This is a genomic window from Duganella aceris, assembly GCF_011090165.1.
In the GTDB taxonomy this organism is placed as follows: domain Bacteria; phylum Pseudomonadota; class Gammaproteobacteria; order Burkholderiales; family Burkholderiaceae_D; genus Rugamonas; species Rugamonas aceris.
In genome coordinates, this window is record NZ_JAADJT010000004.1 from 326,856 (window position 1) to 349,786 (window position 22,931).

Genomic DNA, 22,931 nt, shown 5'->3' on the forward strand with positions numbered 1-22,931 from the left:
TTCCTGAGTTTAAGGTAGCTTCGCGATCAGCGCCAACAGCGCTTCGACGTCCACCGGTTTAACGAAATAGTGATCGAAGCCAGCGGCGACGGCCTGGTCGCGGTCCTCGCGGCGGCCGTAGCCGGTCACCGCCACCAGCGTCGCTTTCGCGGTGCCAGCCATCGAACGCAGGCCGCGCGCCAGTTCGTAGCCGGTGATGTCGGGCAGGCCGATATCGAGCAGGCACAATTCCGGCGCGTGCGCCTGCGCCGTCTCCAGCGCCGCCAGCGCGGTATGCACCACCGTCACCTGGTGGCCGCCGGCCTCCAGCAGCAGTTGCAGCGTCTGCGCCGCGTCCACGTTGTCGTCCACCACCAGCACCCGCATGCGACGCGCGGCCCTGGCGGCAGGCGCCGCGCTCGGCGCAACCGCCGGGGAGGCGGCTATGCCGGGCAGCGACATGGTGAACACGCTGCCTTGCCGCTCGCCCGCGCTGTCGACGGCGACGCCGCCGCCGTGCAGCTCGACCAGCGACTTGACCAGCGCCAGCCCCAGTCCCAGCCCGCCCTGCGAACGGTCCGAATTGCGGTCCGCCTGCGCGAACAAATCGAACACCCGGCTGCGCAGTTCCTGCGACATGCCGATGCCGTTGTCGCTGACGACCAGCCTGACCTGTCCGCCGTCGGCGCTGGCGGTCAACTTGACGCTGCCGCCCGGCGGCGTGTACTTGGCCGCGTTGTTGAGCACATTGACCAGCACCTGCACCAGCCGCTTATGGTCGCCGTTGACCATCAACGGCGAATCCGGCAGCTCCACCTCGAAGCGGTGCTGGCGCGATTGCATCAGCGGCTCCGACTGCTCCACCGCGTCCGCCACCACGCCGGCGATATCCAGCGGCGCGCGCGTCAGCGTCACCAGCCCGCGCGTGACGCGCGACACGTCGAGCAGATCGTCCACCAGCCGCGTCATGTGCCTGACCTGGCGCACGATGATGCCGGCCGTGCGCTGCACCGCGTCCTGTCCGGCGTGGCCGCTTTGCAGCAGCTGCGCGCCGGCGCTGATCGGCGCCAGCGGATTGCGCAGCTCGTGCGCCAGCATCGCCAGGAATTCGTCCTTGCGGCGGTCGGCCTCGCGCAGCTGGCTTTCGGCCTTCAGGTGCTGCGCCTCCTTTTCCTGCAAGGCCTCGGCCATCGCGTCCAGCGCCCGCGCCAGTTCGCTGATCTCCTCCTTGCCGTAGACGATGCCGCTGCGCGCGGCCAGCGTGCCGGAGGCGATGTTGTTGGCGGTGGTTGCCAGCCGTTTGACGCGGCTCAGCACCAGCACATCGCCGACGAACCACGCCGCCAGCATCGCCAGGCCGAGCGTCGCGGTCAGCGCCAGCAGGTCCAGGATCTGGTCGTGGCGCGCCACGGCGGTAATGTCGTCGGCCGGAATGCCGATGGTGACCGTGTAGTCGGACAGGCCGTTGTTGCCGACGCGGGCGAAACGGTGCAGCCGTTCGATGCCGTCGGGACCGGTCAGCAGCACCGGTTTGCCCGGTTCGCCGGCCATGGCCGCGCGCATCTCCGGCCATACCAGCTTGCCGAAGCCCTGCTCGGGGTTGGGGCGGCGCGAGATGATGCGGCCTTCGGAATCGGCGGTCAGCAGCAGCGAGCCGGCGGGCAGCTTGATATCGGCGACGAAGCGGTCGAAATTGGTCAGGTCGAGCGCGGCGAACACCACCGCCCGCACCTTCTGATCCTCGTCCAGCACCGGATAGGTGAGGTTGACGGTGTGCTTCTGGATCACGCGGCCGAACACGTAGCCGCCGGCGACGAAGCGCTTCAGGTGCACGGCGCGGCGGAAGTGCGAGCGGTCGGCCAGGTTGACCAGCGTGGTCGACGGGATCGCGCTGCAGGTCACGTCGCCGTTCAACTGGATTAATCCCAGGTTGGCGTAGTCGGGATTCTGGCGCCGGATATTGGCCAGCAGGCGGCTGCAATGCGCCTGGTCGTCCATCAGGTCCGGGATGCTGGCCAGGTCGCGCAGCAGCTGGCGCGCGCCTTCGAGCGACTGCGCCTCGTTGGCGGCGGCCAGGTTGGTGAGGCGCTGCAGATTGTCCTCGGCCACCTGCACCGCATGTTCGCGCTCGCGGAAGCCGCTGATGATGGTCATGATCGCGATCGGGGCGATCGCCAGCGCGACCAGCAGGAGCAGGCGGCCGCGCAGGCTATTGAACTGAAAGAGAAGAAAACCCATGCTGCGTGCGTTCCATGGCGGAGATATATGCCGGATGGTATCCTATCCGGGTTAACTAATGAGGAACTTATGCAGCTCACTACAAAAACAATTTGCCAGGCCGTCGCCCTGGCCTTGATCGCCACTGGCGCCGCGCAGGCGGAAGACATCATCAAAATCGGCCACGTGGCCGCCACGTCGGGCGCCATCGCCCACCTGGGCAAGGACAATGAAAACGGCGCCCGCATGGCGGTCGAGGAGCTCAACGCCAAGGGCCTGCTCATCGCCGGCAAGAAGTACAAGGTGGTGCTGGTGCCGGAAGACGACGCCGCCGACCCGAAGCAGGCCACGGCCGCCGCGCAGAAGCTGGTCGACGCCAAGGTGCTGGGCGTGGTCGGCCACGAGACCTCGGGAACCTCGATCCCGGCCTCGCGCATCTATCACGACGCCGGCATTCCGCAGATCTCGCCGTCGGCCAGCAATCCGCAGTACACGCGTCAGCGTTACAACACCACCTTCCGCAACGTCGCCAACGACGAGCAGCTCGGCGCCGCGCTGGCGCGCTACGCGGTGCAGACCATGCAGGTCAAGCGCATCGCCGTGGTCGACGACCGCACCGCCTACGGCAAGGGCCTGGTCGATGAATTCAGCAAGAACGTCAAGAAGACCGGCGCCACGTCGGGCGCCGGCATCGTCGCCACCCAGTTCACCAACGACAAGGCGACCGACTTCAGCGCCATCCTGACCGCCATCAAGGCCACCAAGCCGGACATGATTTTCTTCGGCGGCATGGACGCCGTGGCCGGCCCGATGCTGCGCCAGATGAAGCAGCTGGGGATTCCGATCAAGTTCATGGGCGGCGACGGCATGTGCTCGGATTCGGTGCCGCGCCTGGCGGGCGAGGGCATGAGCGACGGCCAGGTGATCTGCGCCGAGGCGGGCGGCGTCGAGCCGTCGCAGGAAAAAGGCATGGCCGATTTCCGTGCCGCCTACAAGAAGCGCTACGGCATCGACGTGCAGACCTACGCGCCGTATTCCTACGATGCGCTGATGACGATCGTCGAGGCGATGCAGCAGGCCGGCTCGCCGGACCCGGTCAAATACCTGCCGGTGCTGGCCAGGATCAAACACAAGGGCGTCACCGGCAACATCGCCTTCGACGCGCGCGGCGACGTGCAGGACGGCGTGCTGACCATCTTCACCTTCAAGGGCGGCAAGCGCGCCAAGCTGGCGGTGGTGAAGTAATGTAAAGACCGGGCGGCGCACTAGCCACCCATTGCAATTCGTGGCACAATAGGAATGATTCTCATTATTCATTAGTCTATCGTGTCCCCACCCGCGTCAACCGCCGATGTCGTCGGCTCGCTGTACAGCAGCCATCATGGATGGCTGCACAACTGGCTTTGGCGCAAGGTCGGATGCCGCGACGGCGCGGCGGACATCGCCCACGACACCTTCCTGCGGGTGCTCAGCGCCGATGCGCTGGAAACCCTGCGCGAGCCGCGCGCCTATCTGACTACGATCGCCAACGGCCTGCTGGTCAATCACTGGCGCCGCCTGACGCTGGAACGCGCCTATCTGGAAGCGCTGGCGATGCAGGACGGTGCGCTGGAACCCTCGCCGGAGGAGCGCGCGTTGACCATCGAGGCGCTGATGCAGGTCGACGCCATGCTGGCCAGGTTGGCGCCGAAGGCGCGCGAAGCCTTCCTGCTGTCGCAGATCGATGGCCTGACCTACGCCGCCATTGCCGAACAGCTGCAAGTCTCCGATCGCATGGTGAAGAAATACATGGCGCAGGCGATGCTGCAATGCCTGTTGATCGGCAACGGCGATGCCTGAGCCGGTGGCGCTGGAATTCAGCGTGTTGGAGCAGGCGGCGGAATGGTTCGCGGTGCTCAGCGCCGCCGACGCCACGCCGGCCGAGCGCCGGGACTGGGAGCGCTGGCTGGCCGCCGCGCCCGCGCATCGCGAAGCCTGGCGCCGGGTCGAAGACATCAATACGCAACTGCACGCCTTGCCCGGCGCGCCCGCGCGCCTGGCGCTGGTGGCCGGGCCGAAGCGCCGCCGCGCCATCAAGGCCTTGCTGTTGCTGGGGCTCGGTGGCGGCGTCGGCACCATGCTGGCGCGGCGCGACGACGCCCAGCTCTATCTGGCCGCGCTGAACGCGCAACACCGCACCGCCGTCGGCGTCACGGCGGCCTTGCCGCTGCCGGACCGGACGCGCGCCTGGCTGAACACCGACAGCGCGGCCGACCTGGCCTATGACGACGGCCGGCGCCTGATCGTGCTGCGTCGGGGCGAGATCCTGCTGCACAGCGGCGCCGACGACCATGTGCCGGCGCGGCCGCTGCTGGTCGAGGCGGGCGGCGTGCGCTTGCGCGCGCTCGGCACCCGCTTCTCGGTGCGACTGATGAAGCGCGGCGTGCGGCTGGCGGTGTACGACGGCGCGGTCGGCATCAACGACGGCGCGGTGGTGCCGGCCGGTTCGCAGGCCGATATCGCCGATGGCCAGCCGGGCACGATGACGCCGGCGCTGGAGGAGGGCAGCGCGTGGTCGCGTCATTTGCTGATCGCGACGCAGATGCGGCTCGATGACTTCCTCGCGGAGTTGGGCCGCTACCGGCATGGCCACCTGGCCTGCGACCCGTCGCTGGCGGCCATGCGCCTGGTCGGCAGCTACCCGCTGGGCGACACCGAGCAGGCGCTGGACATGCTGCAAGCAGCGCTGCCGGTGCGCGTCAAGCGCGTCATGCCGTGGTGGGTCACGATCGCGCCGCGCTGACGATGAAGAAGCTTGCCCTGGCGGCGTTGCTGCCGATGCTGTCGGCGTTGGCGACGGCCGCGCCGACCATCCCCGCCGGTGCGCTCGACCAGGTGCTGCGCAGTTATATGCTGGCCAGCGGCGCCTTGCTCAGCGCCGATGGGCGCTTGACGCAGGGCGTCGACAGTCCCGGCTTGAATCAGCTGTCGGCGCCGGAGCGCGATCTGCCGGCCATCCTCGCCGGCACCGGCCTGCAGGCCGCGCGCCAGCCCGACGGCAGTTATCTGCTGCGCGCGGCGCCGCCGGTGATGGCCGGACCGGCGGCCGCCGTTCCGATCAGCGAGGCCGAGATCGACGCCTTGCAGCGCCTGCCCGAGGTGTTGGCCCATGCCGAACCGCAGTCGCCGTACGATGGCGTCAGCCGTTTCGCCGTCAAGGGCGGCGCAGCACTGCGCGACACGCCGCAGGCGCTGACCATCGTCGACGCGGCGCAGATCCGCGAGCGCAACCTGCTCAGCATGGGCGATCTGCTGGAGTACGTGCCCGGCGTGCAGGCCAGCCAAGGCGAGGGCAATCGCGACAACGCGGTGTTCCGGGGCTATAACTCCAGCGCCGACTTCTATCTGAACGGCATGCGCGACGACGTGCAGTACTTTCGCGATTTCTACAACATCGACGCGGTCGAGGTGCTGAAAGGTCCGAACGCGATGGCGCTGGGCCGGGGCGGCTCCGGCGGCGCGGTCAACCGCGTCGGCAAGCAGGCGCAATGGCGCGCGGCGGGCTTGGTGGGCGAGGCCGGCCTGCTGCTCGGCGCCTGGGGCCGGCGCCGCGCCACGCTCGATGTCGGCGATGCCGTCAATCCCGCGCTGGCATGGCGCCTCAACGCGGTCGACGAGGATGCGGACTCCTTCCGCGACGGCGTCTGGCTGAAGCGGCGCGGCATCAGCCCCGCGCTGGCCTGGCGCGACGGCGCCGCGACGCTGGTGCAGCTCAACTACGAGCACTTCCGCGACCGTCGCACCACCGATCGTGGCGTGCCGTCGTTGAACGGCCGCCCGGTCGCCAGCGATGCCTCGACCTTCTTCGGCGACCCGGCCAACAGCCATAATGGCGTCGCCATCGACGGCCTGACCGCGCGGTTGGAGCACCAGCTGTCGCCATCGGCGCGGCTCTATACGCAGCTGCACTACGCGCGCTACGACAAGTACTATCAAAACGTGTTCCCCGGCGGCGTCGACGACGGGGGCGCGACGGTGCGCATGCTCGGCTACGGCAGCACCACCCGGCGCGGCAATCTGTTCTACCAGATCGACCTGGAGCTCGACGCCAGCACCGGCGCGCTGCGGCACCGCGTCACCACCGGCCTGGAACTGGGGCGCCAGCGCACCGACAACGCCCGCACCACCGGCTACTTCGACACGCTGGGGCCGGAGGTGCGCTTCGTCTCGGTGCCGATCGGCAGCCCGAACTTCAGCCTGCCGGTCAGCTTCCGCACCTCGGCCACCGACATGAGCAACGCCAGCACCGCCGAGAATATCTCGCTGTACGTGCAAGACCAGGTCACGCTGACGCCGCAATGGCAACTGCTGGCGGGGCTACGCTACGAATCGCTGGACGTGGACTTCCGCGACAACCGCAACGCGCTTCAATTGGCCAGCCACGACCGCCCGCTGTCGCCCCGGCTCGGAATGATCTACCGCCCGCTGCCGGCTCTGTCGCTGTACGCCAGCTACAGCAAGGCCTACGCGCTGCGCGTCGGCGAGCAAATGGCTTCGCTGACCGTCGACAACCAGGCGCTGGCGCCCGAGACTGTGCGCAACACCGAGATCGGCGCGAAGTGGGTCGGCGGCGCCGGCATGTCGGCCAGCGCCGCGATCTATGGTCTGCGGCGCGGCAATGTGCTGGTCGCCGATCCGGTCGATGCCGGCGCGATGGAGCTGGTCGAAGGCCAGCGCGGGCAGGGCGTCGAGCTGGAACTGGCCGCCAGGGTCAGCGCCGGCTGGAAGCTCAGCGCCGGCTACGCGTGGCAGCGATCGCACCTGACGGCGACGCAGTCGGCCAACTCGCAGGCCGGCGCACGGATGCCGCACGTTCCGCGCCAGACGCTGTCCCTATGGAGCACCCACGCGCTGGGCCACGGCATGGAGGCGGCGCTGGGTCTCGTGGCGCGCAGCGCCATGTTCAGCTCCACCAGTAATCTGGTCACGCTGCCGGGCTATGCGCGCCTCGACGGCTCTCTGTCCTGGCGGCTCGACGCGCACAACCGGCTGCAATTCGGCGTCGACAACCTGCTCGATCGCGCGTATTACATCTCCTCCTACAACGACAACAACATCTCCCCCGGTGCGCCGCGCGCGGTACGTGTCAGCCTGTTTTCCGGCTTTTAAGAAGAATAATAAAAATAATTCTCGTTCTGGTTCCCTTTTTCAAATCTCGCTTGGCAAGGTAGGTACAGGACCAGGCGATAGAGGGGAAGTACATGCAATCACCAGAGGTATCGGCGCCGCACGCTCGCGTAAAGGAGTGGATGCGCAAGTCGCCGTTGCGCATCACGCGCGCCCGCGCCAGCGTGGCGGCCGTGCTGCTGCGTCATGAGCATCCGCTAAGCGCGGAACTGGTGTTCCGCCAGCTGATCGGCGACGGCGAGGACGTCAGCCTCGGATCGGTCTACCGCATCCTGAAGCAGATGGAGGACGAGGGACTGGTCCAGCGCGAGCGCCAGGTCAGCGCCGGCGGCGTCAAGGCGGTCTACGCCATCCCCGACGACGCCGCGCAAAAGCGCAGCTACGTGTTCCACTGCGATGTCTGCCAGCGCCGCCAGCGCATCGCCGACACCAGCCTGGCCGGCCAACTGGCCAACGTCGCCACCCTCGAAGGCTATGCCCTGCCGGCGGAGATCGTCATTCCGGCGCGCTGCCGCACTTGCAAGCCCGGGACCTGAGAAGAATTCAACACCAGCAGCCAGCCACGGAGCCGTAGCTCCCAGCCAGCCAACCACACCATGACCGACCTACGGATGACCATGAAATCGACAGTAAAAACAGCGGGCATTAAAAGCCGCAAGCACGACACCCCAAAACTGAGCCGCATGCACCTCGCCGCGCTGGCGACGCTGGCCATGCCGCTGGCGCTGCACGCGGAGACCACGCCGGATCCGCAGAAACTGCCGGAAGTGACGATCGAAGGCGCGCGTACCAGCGACTTCCAGATCAAGAAATCGGCCAACGAGAAGTTCACCGCGCCGTTGCTGGACACGCCGAAGTCGGTCACCGTCATCACCTCCGAAGTGATTTCGCAGACCGGCGCCGTGTCGCTGACCGACGCGCTGCGCACCGTGCCGGGCATCACCATCGGCGCGGGCGAGGGCGGCAACCCGGTCGGCGACAACCTGTTCATCCGTGGCTACAACGCGCAGAGCGACACTTATATCGACGGCATCCGCGACAGCGGATCGCAGTCGCGCGAGATCTTCGCGCTGGAGCAGATCGAAGTCGTCAAGGGCCCGAATTCAGCCTACGGCGGCCGCTCGTCCGCCGGCGGCGGCATCAACCTGGTGAGCAAAACGCCGAAGGCGGAGAACTTCTTCAACGGCAGCGTCGGCGCGGGTTCGTCCGAATACCGCCGCGTCACGGCCGATATCAACCGCATCATCAACGACGACGTCGCGGTGCGCCTGAACGTCATGGGTCATGACGCCCACGTCGCCGGCCGCAATGAAGTCAACGGCAACCGTTGGGGTGTGGCGCCGAGCATCGCCTTCGGCATGAACTCCAACACCAAGGTCAACCTGGGCTACTACCACATGGAGTCGGACGAGCTGCCGGACACCGGCATCCCGTTCAACAATCCGTTCAGCACCGGCGCCAACGTCGCCAAGAACGGCGACGGCACGCCGATCAGCGTCCCGCGCGACACCTTCTATGGCCTGGTCAACCGCGACTTCCGCAAGACCCAAAGCGACATCGGCACCGTCGACCTGCGCCACGAGTTCGCCAACGGCATGGTGTTCCGCAACGTTACCCGCTACGGCCAGACCGACAACGACTACGTCTGGACCCAGCCCGATGACTCGAAGGGCAACACCATGTTGTACGGCACCGTATGGCGCCGCGCCAATACCCGCGTCACCAGCACCGACTCGCTGGCCAACGCCACCAGCCTGACCGGCAGCTTCGTCGCCGCCGGCATCAAACATAGCTACACGGGCGGGGTCGAGATCAGCCGCGAAGAGACGGACCGCAGCAGCTACATCTTCACGCCGGGCACCAACAATCCGCTGACCGGCACCACCACCTGCCCGACCTCCGGCGCGGCCACGCTGTACAACTGCACCACCACCGTCAATCCGAATCCGTTCGATCCTTGGGCTTACACCGCCAGCGTCTCGCCGGCGCGCACCAATGTGGTCAGCAACACCCGCTCGGCCTACGTGTTCGACACCGTCGAATTCACACCGAAGTGGCTGCTGAACGTCGGCCTGCGCTGGGACGACTTCCGCACCACGATGAATGTGCCGGCGTATGTGCTGAGCGGCGTCACCACCCAGGCGCAGCGCGCCGAAGTCGACGCCGACTTCACCAACTACCAGGCCGGCCTGGTGTACAAGCCATCGACCAACAGCAGCGTCTACGTCTCGTACGGCACCTCGTCGACGCCGCCGGGTAACGACGGCGGTGACGGCCTTGATGCGATCAGCACCACGGTGCAGAACCTGGCGCCGCAGGACAGCAAGAACTATGAGCTGGGCACCAAGTGGGAAGTGCTGCCGGGCGGCCGCCTGTCGCTGAGCGGTGCGCTGTTCAAGAGCGAGATGAACAACGCCCGCGTTACCGCGCCGGACGGCACCACGCAAAACGTCGGCAAGAAGACCATGAAGGGTGTGGAGCTGGGCGTCAGCGGCAACATCACCAAGGAATGGCAGGTCTTCGGCGGCTACACCTACCTGGACGGCAAGGTGGCGAACAACGGCTTCGTCAACACTGGCACCACGGCGGCGCCGGTCTATGCGCCGTCGCCGTACAACGGCAACGTGTTCCCGACCACGCCGAAGAACAGCGCTTCGCTGTGGACTTCGTATGCGGTGATCCCGGGGCTGGTGGTGGGCGGTGGCGTCAACTATGTGTCGAAGGTGTACGCCAACATCAACAACACCAAGTTCGCGCCGGGCTACAGTCGCTTCGACGCGATGGCCAGCTATGAGGTCAACAAGCACATCGCCTTGCAGCTGAACGTGCAGAACCTGGGCGACAAGACCTACTTTGACCGGGTATCGTCGCCGCACTACGCCGGCGTCGGCGCCGGCCGCAGCGCGACGCTGACCGCCAACTTCAAGTACTAAGCACCAAGCCCGCGTCAAGCGGGCTTTTTTACGGAGTATCCGTGTAGGGGGTGTCGTTTTTTCGGTTTTCTCTAAAGCTTACGATTTCATGCTGCCTTGAGATAACCGCCGATATTTCATCAGAGTGGCCACTAATTGGGGAACTAAACGGCGATATCAGGCTCTAACGTTTATAGGCTGTAGAGCTTTTAGTAAGTGGTAGCTGGCGGTAGTAAAGCTTCGCAATGGTTATCAGCGCCTAGTAAAAACCGATTTTCAGGAGCCCCCACCGTGTGTACTGACCTTCCTTTCGCTTTCCCCATTCGCGCTTCCAGATAATTTGCTGGTGGAGTTCGGGAAATTCACCGGCCTGCATTGGAATGATACGTTCAGCATGGAGCCCTTCGTCTGCGAAGCGCTCCGCAACTATATGAATCCGGCCCCGGCCGCGCAGGAGCAAGCGGTGGCGCCGTCCGAATCCGGCTATCAATGGAAGGAAGTGTTTCTTCCCGAAGGGACAAGGCTGCGCGCGAGCTTCGATCGCAAGCAGTACTTCGCCGAGGTGGCGGGCGCGGAAATCAAATACGGCGAGCACGCCATCTCGCCGTCGTGCTTTGCCAATCTGTTCGGTAGCGGCAACCGCAACGCGTGGATAGCCGTGTGGCTGCGCCTGCCGGGAAGCACTGAATGGCTGCTTGCCGATGTCTGACGCTCGGCGCGCAAAGCCGCGATCGCGCGCCTGATGGCAGGCGATGCGGACCAGCAAGGCCAATCGACGCCGGCCGCGCCGTAAGCACATCCCCGCCGATCCGCGATGAACCTTTTTTGTTTGAGGCGGATTGCTTAATGCTCGGTTAATTCTCGGTGAAATAGACTTCGGGCACTTATCCATGATCCCCGCACTCCCATGTCCGATTTCTTCCGCTCCAAGGCGGCGCTGTATTTGCTGGCCGCCTGCTTCATCCTGCTCTCGCTGCTCGTGCTGGATATCCGCACGCTGATACCGCCGGACGAAGGCCGTTATGCGGAGATGGCGCGCGAGATGTTCGTCACCGGCGACTGGGTCACGACGCGCCTGAACGGCATCAAATACTTCGAAAAGCCGCCGCTGCACACCTGGATGAGCGCCTTGTCGTTCACGCTGTTCGGCCCGGGCGAATGGCAGGCGCGCCTGTGGAACGGCGTGTGCGGCATCTTCGGCGTGCTGATGGTCGGCTACACCGGGCAGCGCATTTTCGGCGGCCGCTCCGGCCTGTACGCCGCGATGGTACTGGCCTCGATGACCTTCTGGGCCGCCGCCTCGCAATTCAATTCGCTCGACCTGGGCGTGGCCGCCACCATGTCGCTGGCGTTGTGCGCGCTGCTGATCGCGCAGCAGGACGACGTCGACACCGCGCAGCGCCACCGCTGGATGCTGCTGTGCTGGGCCGGTATGGCGCTGTCGCTGCTGGCCAAGGGCCTGATCGGCATCGTGCTGCCGGGCGGGGTGCTGTTCATCTACGCGCTGACCAGCGGCGACCGTGGCATCTGGCGCCGGCTGCATCCGTTTTCCGGCCTGGCGCTGTTCCTTTTGATGTCGCTGCCGTGGTTCCTGCTGGTCGCGCAGCGCAACCCGGAGCAGCCGCAGTTCTTCTTCATCCACGAACACTGGGACCGATTCTTCCTGAAGACTCACCACCGCGAAGGACCGTGGTACTACTTCCTGGTGCTGCTGCTGCCGGCGACGCTGCCATGGATCGTCGCGCTGCCGGCCAGCCTGGCGCTGGCGCGCAAGCGGATGGAAGGACGCTTCCAGACCACCCGCCTGCTGCTGGCCTGGATAGGCTTCATCCTGTTCTTCTTCAGTATTTCCAAGTCCAAGCTGCCCGGCTACATGCTGCCGGTATTCCCGGCGCTGGCGCTGCTGGCGGGCGTGTACCTGGAGCGGGCCTCGCGCGCCACCGCGCTGTCGCTGGCCGCGCTGCTGGCCGTGGTCGGCGCCATCGGCCTCGCGTTCACGCCCTACACCGGCAAGCTGGCGCAGACCCCGACCAATCTCGCCATCTACGTCAGCATGCAGCCGATGCTGAGCCTGGCCTTCCTGGCGGCGCTGCTGGCCGGCGTCGCGGCCTGGTTCGCCGAGCGGCGCGGCCTGCGCGGCACGATGGTGCTGGCGGCCGCCCTCGGCGGCTGGCTGCTGACGCAATTCACCATGGCCGCCTACGAACCCTATGGCCGCTTCCGCGCCGGCACCGATCTGGTACAGGCGATCCGCGGCGAGCTGACCGAGGCGGCCACCATCTATTCGGTCGGCACCTATCAGCAGTCGATGACGTTCTACATGGGCCACACGGTGATTCCGGTGCAGTACACGGATGAACTGGAGTTCGGCCTGCAACAGGAGCCGCAACGCGGCATCGCCACGCTGGAGCAGTTCTACGCGCGCTGGCGCCAGGACGCCGCCGGCGGCAAGCCGCAATACGCCATCGTCAACGCCGGCCTGTTCGGCCGCTTGCAGCAACAGGGCTTGCCGATGTCGATACGCGCCCGTACCGACGACCTGGTGCTGGTCTCGGGCACCGCGCCTTAGACGTCAGCCCACTGCCGCAGCAGGTTGTGGTAATGCCCGGTGAGGCCGACCATTTCCGCGCAGTCGCCGAGGCGGCCGCGCAGCGACTGGATGTTGCGGTCCAGCTCCAGCAGCAGCGCGCGGCGGGCGTCGTCGCGCACCATGCTCTGGGTCCAGAAGAATGAGCAGACCCGCGCGCCGCGCGTCACCGGCTCGACCCGGTGCACGCTGGTCGACGGGTACAGGATCAAGTCGCCCGCCGGCAGTTTGACTTCATGCACGCCGTAGGCGTCCTCCACGATCAATTCCCCGCCGTCGTATTCCTCCGGCGCGCTGAGAAACAGCGTGCTGGAGACGTCGGTGCGCAGCCACTCATTGCCGGTGGGGATGCGCCGCATCGAACCGTCGATGTGATTGCCGTAATGTTCGCCGCCGGCGTAGCTGTTGAACAGCGGCGGGCAGGTGCGCTTCGGCAGCGCCGCCGAGAAAAACAGCGGATTGTTGGCCAGTGCGTCGAGCACGATCTGGCCCAGCTCGCGCGCCAGCGGCGAATTCTCCGGCAATTGGCGGTTTTGCTTGACCTGGGCGCCCTGGCTGCCGACGGTGGCGCGGCCGTCGACCCAGTCGGCTTCGGCCAGCCGGGTGCGGATCGTGGCGACCTGTTCGGCGGTCAGGACGTCGGGAATGTGCAACATCATGGTGGCTTTACTCCGGTTGAGCGATGGGGTGCGGCAAGCTTAATCGAAGCCGATCAGCCTGGCGATGAGGCAAATTGTCCGCTTCCTTACGGATTGGTAATCTGGCGCCTTACGGATAGGTAATTTTAATGCTCGGTTAATGATCCAGCATGCACAATCCGGTCTTCTTAAGATCAATTTATCGGTGCAACCTTGAAAAAAGTACTCATCCTTGGCGTTAACGGCTTCATTGGCCACCACTTATCCAAACGCATCCTGGAGACCACCGACTGGCACGTCTATGGCATGGACATGAGCACCGACCGTATTTCGGACATGCTCGACCATCCGCGCATGCACTTCTTCGAAGGCGACATCACCATCAACAAGGAGTGGGTCGAGTACCACGTCAAGAAATGCGACGTGATCCTGCCGCTGGTGGCGATCGCCACCCCGTCGACCTACGTCAAGGCGCCGCTGCGCGTGTTCGAGCTGGACTTCGAGGCCAACCTGCCGATCGTCCGCTCCGCCGCCAAGTATGGCAAGCATCTGGTGTTCCCGTCGACCTCGGAAGTGTACGGCATGTGCCACGACGAGGAATTCGATCCGGAGAACTCGGAACTGATCTGCGGCCCGATCAACAAGCCGCGCTGGATCTACTCCAACGCCAAGCAGCTGATGGACCGCGTGATCTGGGGCTACGGCATGGAAGGCCTGAACTTCACGCTGTTCCGTCCATTCAACTGGATCGGCGCCGGCCTCGATTCGATCCACACGCCGAAGGAAGGTTCGTCGCGCGTGGTGACCCAGTTCTTCGGCCATATCGTGCGCGGCGAGAACATCTCGCTGGTCGACGGCGGCTCGCAGAAGCGCGCCTTCACCGACATCGACGACGGCATCGACGCGCTGATGAAGATCATCGCCAACAAGGACGGCGCCGCCAGTGGTAAGATCTACAACATTGGCAATCCGGTCAACAACTACTCGATCCGCGAACTGGCCGGCATGATGCTGGAGCTGGCCGGCAAGTACCCCGAGTATTCGACCGGCGCCAAGCAGGTCAAGATCGTCGAAACGACCTCGGGCGCCTACTACGGCGCCGGCTATCAGGACGTGCAGAACCGCGTTCCGAAAATCACCAACACCTGCGAAGAACTGGACTGGGCGCCGACCACCACCATGGCCGACGCGCTGAAGAAAATCTTCGACGCCTATCGCGGCCAGGTGGCCGAAGCCCAGGCCCTGATGGACTAAGCCGGCTTCAACGCTTCAGCGCGAGCACCAGCACACCGCCACCAACCATGGCGATGCCGGCCCAGTCGCGCAGCGATGGACGTTCGCCGAGGAAGGCGAACGCGAACACAGCCACCAGGACCAGGCTGAATTTGTCGACCGGCGCGACCTGGGACGCCGGCCCCAGTTTCAGGGCGCGGAAGTAGCAGACCCACGACGCACCCGTCGCCAGGCCGGACAGCACCAGAAACAGCCAGGTCTTGGGCGACAGTTGCCACGGCGAGCTCCACTTGCCCGCATAGGCGATGAAGGCCGCCAGCACCACCATGATGATGGCGGTGCGGATCAGCGTGGCGAGATCGGAGTCGACGCCCTGAATGCCGATCTTGGCAAAGATCGCGGTCAGCGCGGCAAAGATGGCCGACAGCATTGCCCAGTAAAACCAGCCGTTCGATACCGTCATGTTGTCTCCTCTACGTGGTGGTTTTAATGCGGCGTTAATTCGCCACTATTTATGATGGCCGTGAGCGCGTCAAGAACAGGACCCATATGAACCGAGAGCCGCATTTTCCTGAAGTGTCCGTCGTTATCCCAGTGTATAACGAGCAAGATGGCCTGGCGACACTTTTTGCACGCCTGTATCCGGCGCTGGACAAGCTCGGGACCAGCTATGAGATCGTGTTCGTCAACGACGGCAGCCGCGACCAGTCGGTGGCCATCCTGGCCGAGCAATTCCGCGCCCGTCCCGACGTCACCCGGGTGGTGCTGTTCAACGGCAACTACGGCCAGCACATGGCGATCCTGGCCGGCTTCGAAGCGTCGCGCGGCCAGATCATGATCACGCTCGACGCCGACCTGCAGAATCCGCCGGAGGAAATCGGCAACCTGGTCGCCAAGATCCGCGAAGGCCACGACTACGTCGGCTCGATCCGCCGCAAGCGCAAGGATTCGGTGTGGCGCACCTACGCCTCCAAGGCGATGAACCGGCTGCGCGAGAAGATCACCAACATCAAGATCACCGACCAGGGCAATATGCTGCGCGCCTACGGCCGCAACGTGGTCGACCTGATGAACCAGTGCGCCGAGGTCAACACCTTCGTGCCGGCGCTGGCCTACCGCTTCGCGCGCAACCCGACCGAGATCGTGGTCGAGCACGAGGAGCGTTCGGCCGGAGAATCGAAATACTCGCTGTACAGCCTGATCCGCCTGAACTTCGACCTGGTCACCGGCTTTTCGCTGGTGCCGTTGCAAATGTTCTCCATGCTCGGCATGCTGATGTCGTTCGCCTCGGCGACGCTGGTGCTGGTGCTGGTGGTGCGCCGCTTGTTCATGGGCGCGGAGGCGGAGGGCGTGTTCACGCTGTTCGCCATCGCCTTCTTCTTCATGGGGGTGATTTTGTTCGGCATCGGCCTGCTGGGCGAGTATGTCGGGCGCATTTTCCAGCAAGTGCGCGCGCGTCCCCGCTATGTGGTCCAGACCATCCTGCAACAGGAAGCCGAGCCTGTTGTCTCGCTACGCGGTAATATGACGGTGTTTCCAACGAAATGACGGGTATTACGGTGCGCTTGCTGTTGGTGGAAGACGATCCGATGATCGGGGAAAGTATCGAGGATGGCCTGCGCGGCGAGAACTACGCCGTCGACTGGGTGCGCGACGGCCGCGACGCGGAACTGGCGCTGGGCGGCGTCGACTACGATCTGATGCTGCTCGATCTCGGCTTGCCCGGCAAGCAGGGCATGGACGTGCTGCGCACCGCGCGCACGCGCGGCGCCGATCTGCCGGTGCTGATCATCACCGCCCGCGACGGCACGCCGGCCCGGGTCGAAGGTCTGGACGCCGGCGCCGACGACTACCTGGTCAAGCCGTTCGACCTGGACGAGCTGCTGGCGCGCATCCGCGCGCTGTTGCGGCGCCGCGTCAGCCGCACCCGTTCCGTCATCGAGCATGGCGGACTGCGGCTGGATCTGGCCAGTCATGAAGTGACCTTCGGCGGCGAGGCGGTCAAGCTGTCGGCCCGCGAGTTCTCCGTGCTGCGCGCCTTGCTCGACAATCCGGGCAGCGTGGTCTCCAAAAGCCAGCTGGAGGAAAAGCTGTACGGCTGGAATACCGAGGTGGAGAGCAACACCGTCGACGTCTACGTCCACCACCTGCGCAAGAAATTCGGCGCCGACTTCATCAAGAACGTGCGCGGCGTCGGCTACAAGATTCCGGCGGCGCCGTAGCGCGGCCTGTCACAGACCTTCCAGCTTCTTCAGCTCCGCTTGCAACGCCTTGGCGTCGAGCGGCACATAGCCTTCTTCCGTGTCGCGCTGCCGTTCCAGGATCGCCTGGCCTTCGGCCGACAATGCCAGTCGCAGATATTCGCGCACCAGCGGATCGAGCGGCTTGCCCGGCGCGCGGTTGACGTAGAACTGCACGGCGGCCGACAACGGATACTCGCCGCGCCGCACCTCGTCGTAGGACGGGCCGTGGAACGCGCCGTCGTCGGCGGCGGCAAGCGGCAGCACCCGCACGGCGGCCGAGGTCCTGGCCGCATCGATCCATCCCAGCAGCGCGATGCCGTACGGGTCGGCGGCGACCGCCTTGATCACCGCCTCGCGGTCGCGCAACGCCTCGTACTTGATGGCGAACGGCCGGCCGCCCAGGCGCGCGATGCGGATGCCGGTGGCGAAGCCGCCGTCGTCGCGCAAGCCGTAGGCGTGGATGCGGCGCTGCGCATAATCTCCTTCCAGACCCAGTTGCGACCACAGGTTGATGTCGCCGCGCGGCGCGCCGGCGGTGAACACCCGGCCCAGCTGCTCGAGGCTCAGGCCGGGAAGCGGGTTGGCGGCGTGGACGTACACCGCCGGCGGCGTCTTGGACGGCGGGCGCGGGCCGTGGCCGTTGTAGCCGATGCGGATCGCCGTGGCGTCGTAGCCGTGCACCTGGCGGAAGGCGCTGCGGTCGCCGGGCCACATGTCGCGCGTCAGCGGCGCGAACGCGGTGGCGCCGGCGGTCAGCGCGGGCATGCCGGCCGACGAGCCCTCCATGCGCAGGCTGAATCGCACGCCCGGATGGGTCTTGACGAACAGCGCGTTGAATTGCTTGATGACGTCCTCGAGGCCGTCGTTGCCGACGATGGCGACGCTGCCGTCGCGCAGCACATAGGGCTGGTCGGGCGCCACCGCGACCGGCAACGGTTGGTAAGGCGCGGGCAGGGTGTCGGCGGCGGCTGCGGCGCCGGCCCACAAGGCCAGAGGCAGCGCGGCGACGAGGCGTAAAGAGAAGGTTGGCATGGTGGGCATCAGTCGAGTTTCGCCAGCTCGGCGGCGGCTTGCGTGGCGGTCAAGGGAATGTAGCCTTTCGGCTGCGAGGCGATGATGGCTTGGCCGTCGCGCGACAGCACCAGGCGCAGGTATTCGCGCACCAGCGGATCGACCGGCTGGCCCGGCAGGCGGCGCACATAGAAGTACAGCCAGCGCGCGTAGGGATAGCTGCCGTCCGAAACCTCGGCGGCGGTGCCGGTGGTGACCCGGCCGTCGGCGCCGACGATCGCCAGTTGCCGCACCTGTGGGTTCTCCATGCCGATCGCCGCCACGCCCATGCCGGCCGGGTCGGCGCCGATCCGTTGCAGGATCGCCTCGGTGTTGGATGCCTGTTCGTGCAGCGGCGCCAGGGTGCGTTTGTTCAGATGCTCCTGTTGCAGATAGTCGCCGAAGCCGGTGTATTCCGGCGTGCCGTAGGGATGGATACTGCGTTGCGCCCAATCGCCTTTGAGGCCGAGCTGGCCCCAGGTCGAATAGTCGCCGCCCGGATTGCCGATCGAGAGCATGCGGGCGACATCGGCGGCGCTGGCCTGCGTCAGAGGATTGGCGCGGTTGACGTAGACCGCCAGCGAGGTCGCCAGGTGGCCGCTGGTGTCGTCCGCCGTGCGGGCGACGCGGATTTCCAGCGCGTCGCGGCCGACGATTTTGCGGTACGGGACCGCTTCGATCGGATTGATCGCGCGGCCCATCGCGCCGAACAGCGTCTTGCCGTGCATGAGCAGCGGCACGGCGCTGGTGGTGCCCTTGCCGTCGACGACGAAGCGCACGCCGGGATGCGTGGCGCTGAACTGGGCGTTGAAGCGCTCGACGATGTATTGCACGTGTTCGGCGCCGTTGATCTTGACCGCGCCGTCCGGCGCCAGGTAGGACGCGTCGGCCGCCACGGCCACGGCCTGCGGCCGGTAGGCGGTCAGCGCCGGGTCGAGCGGCCGCACGCCATCCGCCGCATGGCCGGCCGCGCAGCACAGCAGCAGGGGTAGCAGCAGCGGCGGCAGCTGCGCCGCGCCGACAGCGCGCGGCGGCGAGGCGTTGGTGGACCGGGCGCGCATCATCGGGCCGCCTGCGGCGCGGCCAGCGCCCAGTCGACCGCCGCGTCGAACAGCTTGCGGCCGGCCGGCGACAGGTTGCCGAAGGTCTCGTTATCGAGGAAGAACATCACCCGCCGCGCCGGCGCCAGCGCCTCGTAGTCCATGGTCGCGCCTTGCTCGTAGCCGAAGATGGCCGCCTTTTCCGGCTCGCCGTAGATCGTCGCGATGGTGGTCGCGCCGAGTCCCGGCTTGCCCCAGCTCATGGTGGCCTGTTTTTCATACGCGTCCACCACGCCGGCCGGCAAGCCCGCCGCCAGCGGATGCGGCGCGTTCACCAGCCACAGATAGCGCACCTTCTCGACGGTGCCGTAATCGACTCCGGCGCGCTTGCCGCTCATCGACAGGTCGTCGAGCAAATCCTGTTCCCAGGTCAGCAGCGGCGCCTTGATGTCGCGGTAGGCGCCGAGCAGATCGTGGCTGCGGATGGTCGACGACAGGATCACCAGATCAGCGCCGGCGCTTTCCTCGACCGGCTTGTACTGGCTTTGCAGCGTCACCGCGAAACCGCGCGACTCCAGATGCGCCTTGATCTTCTCGTCGAACGGCAGGCTCTTGCCCTCGACCCGCACCACCAGCATCACCTTCTTGCCGGCCGCCTGCGCCGGCGGCGCCAGCGTGGTCAGGCAAGCCAGCGCCAACCCGGCCAGCAGCATCAGCCGGCGTTGCGGACGCGCGCTCACAGCTCCACCTTCATGGTCAGCTTGATGGTGCGCGGCGCACCGGCGGCGAGGCGTCCGCCCGAGCCGGCCCAGTATTCCTTGTCGCCGAGGTTTTCCACGTTGATCTGCCAGGTGGTGCGCTTGCCCATGGTCTGGTTGATGTAGCGGCCGCCGACGGTGAACAGCGTCACACCGCCCAGAAACGCCTGATCCAGATCGTTGACCGGACGACGGCCGGTGTAATAAGCACCGCTGTTGAGCGACAGCCCCGGCACATATTCATCGAACGCATACGACAGGAAGGCGCTGGCGGTCTGCTTGGACGCGTTCTCCGGCAGTCTGCCGTTGTAGGTCGCGTTGATGTTGCGGAACTCAGGCCGCAGCAGCTGGGCCGAGGTCTGCCACGCCAGCTGGCGCGTCAGCTGGCCCTGCGTCGCCAGCTCGATGCCGCGATAGTGCTGCTCGCCGTCGGCGACGAAGCGGTTGGCGGCGTTGGTGTAGTAGCCGGGACGGTTGATGTCGAACAGCGCGGTCGACAGCAGCGTGCCGCCCGGCGCGCGCCAGCGCATGCCCAGTTCCTTCTGCTTGCTGACGCCCGGCGCCATGCGCTCGTTCTGGTTGACGGTGCCGGTCGGCGCCGGCTCGCCTTCCTCCAGCCCCTGCGCCGCCGAGGCGTAGAACGACAGGTCGGCGCGCGGCTTGTAGATCACCGCCGCCATCGGCGTGGTCTTGTCGGCGGTGTAGTGGTTGACGCCCTGGTCGCTCTTGTAATTGACCTTGCGCGCGCCGCCGATCACCTGCCACTGCGGCGAAAACTCGATGCGGTCCAGCGCGTAGACGCCGGTGTCGCGGGTGTCCAGCGCCGGCGTGGTCGGCGTGGTCGGCAGCGGGCTGTAGGTGATGCTGGTGATCTGCGTCGGGTTGTACAGGTTCTGCGACGCCACGGCGTAGTTGCTCTGGTAGATGGGATCCTGCGTCTTGTCGGTGCGGCTGACGCCGACGGTGATCTCGTGCTTGACCGGGCCGGTCACGGCGGTGCCGAACAGCTCCGCGCGCACCATGTCGGAACCCACCACGTGGTGCTGCGAATTGCCGGCGATGCGGCCGGCGCCGGTGGCCACCGCCGCCGAATTGGTGAAGCGGAAAATCGCCAGGTTGCGGTCGCGCGCCACTTCGGAGTGGCCGCCTTCCAGCGTCAGCGCCCAGCCTTCGGCCAGCGCGTAATCGGCGCGCACCGAGACGCTCTTGCTGGTGGCTTCGAACCTGGCGCTGTCCGGTCCGACCAGGCTGGAAGGATCGACCGGGCGTGGCAGCGGAATCACGCCGTTGACGGCGGCCGGCAGCGCGATGCCCGCCTCCTCGGTGACTTTGCGGTGATCGTATTCCAGGTCGGCCTTCAGCAGCAGGCGGTTGTTGACGCGCCAATCCAGCGCGGCCGAGGCGAAGGCGCGGTTGCCGTCGTCGACATGGTCGAGGAAGCTGCCGAGCGAGCCGCCGGCGGCGTTGACCCGCACGCCGACTTCCTGCTGCTCGCCGAAGCGGCGGCCGATATCGACGTTGGCCACCGCCGTGCCCTTGTCGTCCAGCGTCAGGCCGGCGCTGGTGACCGGGGTGGCGCCGGCGCGCTTGGTGACGAAGTTGACCACGCCGGCCGGCGAGGTGAAGCCGTAGTACAGCGCCGACGCGCCTTTGAGCACCTCGACCCGTTCCTTGTTCTCCATCGGTACCTGCGAGAAGTTCATGATCGGCACCGAGCCGTTGAGGCGATAGTTGGTGCGGTTCTCGACCGCGATGCCGCGGATGACCAGCTGGTCCCAGGTGTCGCCGCCGTTCTGCTGGCGCGTCACGCCGGCGGTGTTGCGCACCGCGTCGTATAGGCCCGCCGCCGCCTGCAGCTCCAGCACTTCGCGCGTGATGACGTTGACCGTCGACGGCACATCCATCACGTCCGAGCCACGGAAGCTGCCCGCCGCGACCGAATTCGGCGTGAAGCCCTGGGCGCGCACGGCGGTGACCTTGACCGCCTCCAGCACGCTGTCGTCGTTGCTTTGTGCGAGCAGATGGCCGTGGACACAGGCCAGCGGCAGGGCGAAGTAGAGGTGGAAGAAGCGAGGGCGTCGGGTCGCGGGCATGAACTATACTTTCAATTGACGGAAAACCGGGATCATATCGTAAATGAGAAGCATTATCAATTGCGGTTGCTACGTAGAAGACGGCGTGGCGCCGCCGAGCTTCTTGCGCAGCGCGTGGATCAGGAATTCGACGGCGTTGCTGTCGACTTCCTCGCCCCAGCCGTAGATGCGTTCCTCCAGCTCCGGGCGCGACAGGATGGCGCCGGGCCGCAGCAACAGCGCTTGCAGCAGCGCGAATTCGCGCTGGGTCAGCTGGACCGCCGGCACGTCCGGCGCCGAGGCCTCCCGCGTCGCCGGATCGAGCGTCAGCACGCCGTTGCTCAACACCGGAGCGCCGTCGCCGCCGCGCCGCCGCAGCACCGCGCGCATGCGCGCCAGCAGTTCGCTCATCTGGAAAGGCTTGACGACGTAGTCGTCGGCGCCGGCGTCGAGACCTTCGATGCGCTCGTCGAGCGTGTCGCGCGCGGTGACGATCAGCACCGACGCCGGATTGCCGGCCGCGCGCAAGCCGCGCAGCACGCCGATGCCGTCGCGCCCCGGCAGGCCGAGATCGAGCAGCACCAGGTCGTAATGCTGGCAGGCGAGCGTGTCGGCCGCCGTGGCGCCGTTGCGCACCCAGTCGGCGGCGTAGCCGGCGTCCTTCAGCGCGGCCAGCATGGCTGCGCCGATCATGGTGTCGTCTTCAACCAACAACGCGCGAGGCCGCCTCCGTGCTTAGTCGTTGTCCTTGTCATGCTGGTCGACGCGGTCCTCCACCGACGACAGCACCTTGCCGCTGGCGGCGTCGACGCGCACGTCGTACACCTTGGCGCCGCTGACGACTTCCACGTCGTAGTGCTGGCCGCCGCGGTCCTGCTCGTACTCGGCGCGCGCCGCTTTGCCGTTGACGGTCTGCTCGGCCATGGTGACGGCCTGGATCAGAGACACCCGCGCCTTGAGCACGGCCTGGGCATCGTTTTCCTGCGTATCCATTTTCTCGGCGGCATACAATGTGCGTTTCTCAAACATGGTGGTT

General features: G+C 66.3%; 20 protein-coding genes. 11 read left to right on the top strand and 9 right to left on the bottom strand.

Annotated features, from left to right (window positions below; all coding sequences use genetic code 11):
- Positions 1-9 precede the first annotated feature (9 nt).
- Positions 10-2,217: a hybrid sensor histidine kinase/response regulator gene (locus GW587_RS11015; RefSeq protein WP_166102328.1), complete on the bottom strand. Its 2,208-nt coding sequence runs from the start codon at positions 2,215-2,217 to the stop codon at positions 10-12.
- Between the two features lie 69 nt (positions 2,218-2,286).
- On the opposite strand from GW587_RS11015, the gene GW587_RS11020 reads away from it, so the two are divergent.
- The 8 genes from GW587_RS11020 (at position 2,287) to GW587_RS11055 (ending at position 12,843) form a co-directional block, all read left to right on the top strand.
- Positions 2,287-3,441: a branched-chain amino acid ABC transporter substrate-binding protein gene (locus GW587_RS11020; protein WP_166102330.1), complete on the top strand. Its 1,155-nt coding sequence runs from the start codon at positions 2,287-2,289 to the stop codon at positions 3,439-3,441.
- Between the two features lie 78 nt (positions 3,442-3,519).
- The gene (locus GW587_RS11025; RefSeq protein ID WP_371875576.1) at positions 3,520-4,035 is read left to right on the top strand and encodes a sigma-70 family RNA polymerase sigma factor; all 516 of its coding nucleotides are present in this window, start codon (positions 3,520-3,522) and stop codon (positions 4,033-4,035) included.
- Positions 4,028-4,978: a FecR domain-containing protein gene (locus GW587_RS11030; protein WP_166102335.1), complete on the top strand. Its 951-nt coding sequence runs from the start codon at positions 4,028-4,030 to the stop codon at positions 4,976-4,978. Before GW587_RS11025 ends, GW587_RS11030 begins: the two co-directional genes overlap by 8 nt.
- A 2-nt stretch (positions 4,979-4,980) precedes the next feature.
- Positions 4,981-7,344 carry a TonB-dependent siderophore receptor gene (locus tag GW587_RS11035; RefSeq protein WP_166102338.1) on the top strand — a complete coding sequence of 788 codons (2,364 nt, stop codon included), beginning with the start codon at positions 4,981-4,983 and terminating at the stop codon, positions 7,342-7,344.
- A 92-nt stretch (positions 7,345-7,436) separates the two neighbouring features.
- Positions 7,437-7,898 (top strand): Fur family transcriptional regulator, encoded by a 462-nt coding sequence (locus tag GW587_RS11040; RefSeq protein ID WP_166102340.1) that lies wholly within the window; start codon positions 7,437-7,439, stop codon positions 7,896-7,898.
- Between the two features lie 81 nt (positions 7,899-7,979).
- The gene (locus GW587_RS11045) at positions 7,980-10,295 is read left to right on the top strand and encodes a TonB-dependent receptor (RefSeq protein WP_166102343.1); all 2,316 of its coding nucleotides are present in this window, start codon (positions 7,980-7,982) and stop codon (positions 10,293-10,295) included.
- Between the two features lie 319 nt (positions 10,296-10,614).
- The gene (locus GW587_RS11050; RefSeq protein WP_207393434.1) at positions 10,615-10,983 is read left to right on the top strand and encodes a hypothetical protein; all 369 of its coding nucleotides are present in this window, start codon (positions 10,615-10,617) and stop codon (positions 10,981-10,983) included.
- Between the two features lie 198 nt (positions 10,984-11,181).
- Positions 11,182-12,843, top strand: coding sequence for a glycosyltransferase family 39 protein (locus GW587_RS11055; RefSeq protein WP_166102346.1), 1,662 nt, complete (start codon positions 11,182-11,184; stop codon positions 12,841-12,843).
- On the opposite strand, the gene GW587_RS11060 is transcribed toward GW587_RS11055, so the two are convergent.
- Entirely contained in the window at positions 12,840-13,520 is a 681-nt protein-coding gene (locus GW587_RS11060; protein WP_166102349.1) for a Fe2+-dependent dioxygenase, read from the bottom strand. The genes GW587_RS11055 and GW587_RS11060 overlap by 4 nt on opposite strands.
- 192 nt (positions 13,521-13,712) lie before the next feature.
- On the opposite strand from GW587_RS11060, the gene GW587_RS11065 reads away from it, so the two are divergent.
- A complete protein-coding gene (locus tag GW587_RS11065) occupies positions 13,713-14,753 on the top strand; it encodes a bifunctional UDP-4-keto-pentose/UDP-xylose synthase (RefSeq protein ID WP_166102350.1) in 1,041 nt (346 codons plus the stop codon).
- A 7-nt stretch (positions 14,754-14,760) separates the two neighbouring features.
- Here GW587_RS11065 and GW587_RS11070 read toward each other — a convergent pair whose 3' ends face one another.
- A complete protein-coding gene (locus GW587_RS11070) occupies positions 14,761-15,195 on the bottom strand; it encodes an EamA family transporter (protein ID WP_166102352.1) in 435 nt (144 codons plus the stop codon).
- A gap of 86 nt (positions 15,196-15,281) precedes the next feature.
- Here GW587_RS11070 and GW587_RS11075 point away from each other — a divergent pair, with 86 nt between their 5' ends.
- Both GW587_RS11075 and GW587_RS11080 read left to right on the top strand, forming a co-directional pair.
- Entirely contained in the window at positions 15,282-16,280 is a 999-nt protein-coding gene (locus tag GW587_RS11075; RefSeq protein ID WP_166102355.1) for a glycosyltransferase, read from the top strand.
- Between the two features lie 11 nt (positions 16,281-16,291).
- Entirely contained in the window at positions 16,292-16,954 is a 663-nt protein-coding gene (locus tag GW587_RS11080; protein WP_166102770.1) for a response regulator, read from the top strand.
- A gap of 9 nt (positions 16,955-16,963) precedes the next feature.
- Here the strand turns inward: GW587_RS11080 and GW587_RS11085 are convergent, their stop codons facing one another.
- From GW587_RS11085 to GW587_RS11110, 6 genes are all read right to left on the bottom strand, one after another.
- Positions 16,964-18,016, bottom strand: a complete 1,053-nt coding sequence (locus GW587_RS11085; RefSeq protein ID WP_166102357.1) for a PstS family phosphate ABC transporter substrate-binding protein — start codon at positions 18,014-18,016, stop codon at positions 16,964-16,966.
- On the bottom strand, positions 18,016-19,089 hold the full coding sequence (locus tag GW587_RS11090) for a PstS family phosphate ABC transporter substrate-binding protein (protein ID WP_166102360.1): 1,074 nt from the start codon (positions 19,087-19,089) through the stop codon (positions 18,016-18,018). Before GW587_RS11090 ends, GW587_RS11085 begins: the two co-directional genes overlap by 1 nt.
- Positions 19,086-19,778, bottom strand: coding sequence for a hypothetical protein (locus GW587_RS11095; RefSeq protein ID WP_166102772.1), 693 nt, complete (start codon positions 19,776-19,778; stop codon positions 19,086-19,088). The genes GW587_RS11090 and GW587_RS11095 overlap by 4 nt, the downstream gene beginning before the upstream one ends.
- Positions 19,779-19,801: 23 nt before the next feature.
- Positions 19,802-21,916, bottom strand: coding sequence for a TonB-dependent siderophore receptor (locus GW587_RS11100; RefSeq protein WP_166102363.1), 2,115 nt, complete (start codon positions 21,914-21,916; stop codon positions 19,802-19,804).
- Between the two features lie 69 nt (positions 21,917-21,985).
- The gene (locus GW587_RS11105; RefSeq protein ID WP_267878061.1) at positions 21,986-22,609 is read right to left on the bottom strand and encodes a response regulator transcription factor; all 624 of its coding nucleotides are present in this window, start codon (positions 22,607-22,609) and stop codon (positions 21,986-21,988) included.
- A gap of 21 nt (positions 22,610-22,630) precedes the next feature.
- Positions 22,631-22,924, bottom strand: a complete 294-nt coding sequence (locus GW587_RS11110) for a PepSY domain-containing protein (RefSeq protein ID WP_166102368.1) — start codon at positions 22,922-22,924, stop codon at positions 22,631-22,633.
- Positions 22,925-22,931: the final 7 nt, after the last annotated feature.

Coding starts and splice junctions, on each gene's coding strand:
- GW587_RS11015 (WP_166102328.1), bottom strand. CDS start 2,217: ATGGGTTTTCTTCTCTTTCAGTTCAATAGCCTGCGCGGCCGCCTGCTC.
- GW587_RS11020 (WP_166102330.1), top strand. CDS start 2,287: ATGCAGCTCACTACAAAAACAATTTGCCAGGCCGTCGCCCTGGCCTTG.
- GW587_RS11030 (WP_166102335.1), top strand. CDS start 4,028: ATGCCTGAGCCGGTGGCGCTGGAATTCAGCGTGTTGGAGCAGGCGGCG.
- GW587_RS11035 (WP_166102338.1), top strand. CDS start 4,981: ATGAAGAAGCTTGCCCTGGCGGCGTTGCTGCCGATGCTGTCGGCGTTG.
- GW587_RS11040 (WP_166102340.1), top strand. CDS start 7,437: ATGCAATCACCAGAGGTATCGGCGCCGCACGCTCGCGTAAAGGAGTGG.
- GW587_RS11045 (WP_166102343.1), top strand. CDS start 7,980: ATGAAATCGACAGTAAAAACAGCGGGCATTAAAAGCCGCAAGCACGAC.
- GW587_RS11055 (WP_166102346.1), top strand. CDS start 11,182: ATGTCCGATTTCTTCCGCTCCAAGGCGGCGCTGTATTTGCTGGCCGCC.
- GW587_RS11060 (WP_166102349.1), bottom strand. CDS start 13,520: ATGATGTTGCACATTCCCGACGTCCTGACCGCCGAACAGGTCGCCACG.
- GW587_RS11070 (WP_166102352.1), bottom strand. CDS start 15,195: ATGACGGTATCGAACGGCTGGTTTTACTGGGCAATGCTGTCGGCCATC.
- GW587_RS11075 (WP_166102355.1), top strand. CDS start 15,282: ATGAACCGAGAGCCGCATTTTCCTGAAGTGTCCGTCGTTATCCCAGTG.
- GW587_RS11085 (WP_166102357.1), bottom strand. CDS start 18,016: ATGCCCACCATGCCAACCTTCTCTTTACGCCTCGTCGCCGCGCTGCCT.
- GW587_RS11090 (WP_166102360.1), bottom strand. CDS start 19,089: ATGATGCGCGCCCGGTCCACCAACGCCTCGCCGCCGCGCGCTGTCGGC.
- GW587_RS11095 (WP_166102772.1), bottom strand. CDS start 19,778: ATGCTGCTGGCCGGGTTGGCGCTGGCTTGCCTGACCACGCTGGCGCCG.
- GW587_RS11100 (WP_166102363.1), bottom strand. CDS start 21,916: ATGCCCGCGACCCGACGCCCTCGCTTCTTCCACCTCTACTTCGCCCTG.
- GW587_RS11110 (WP_166102368.1), bottom strand. CDS start 22,924: ATGTTTGAGAAACGCACATTGTATGCCGCCGAGAAAATGGATACGCAG.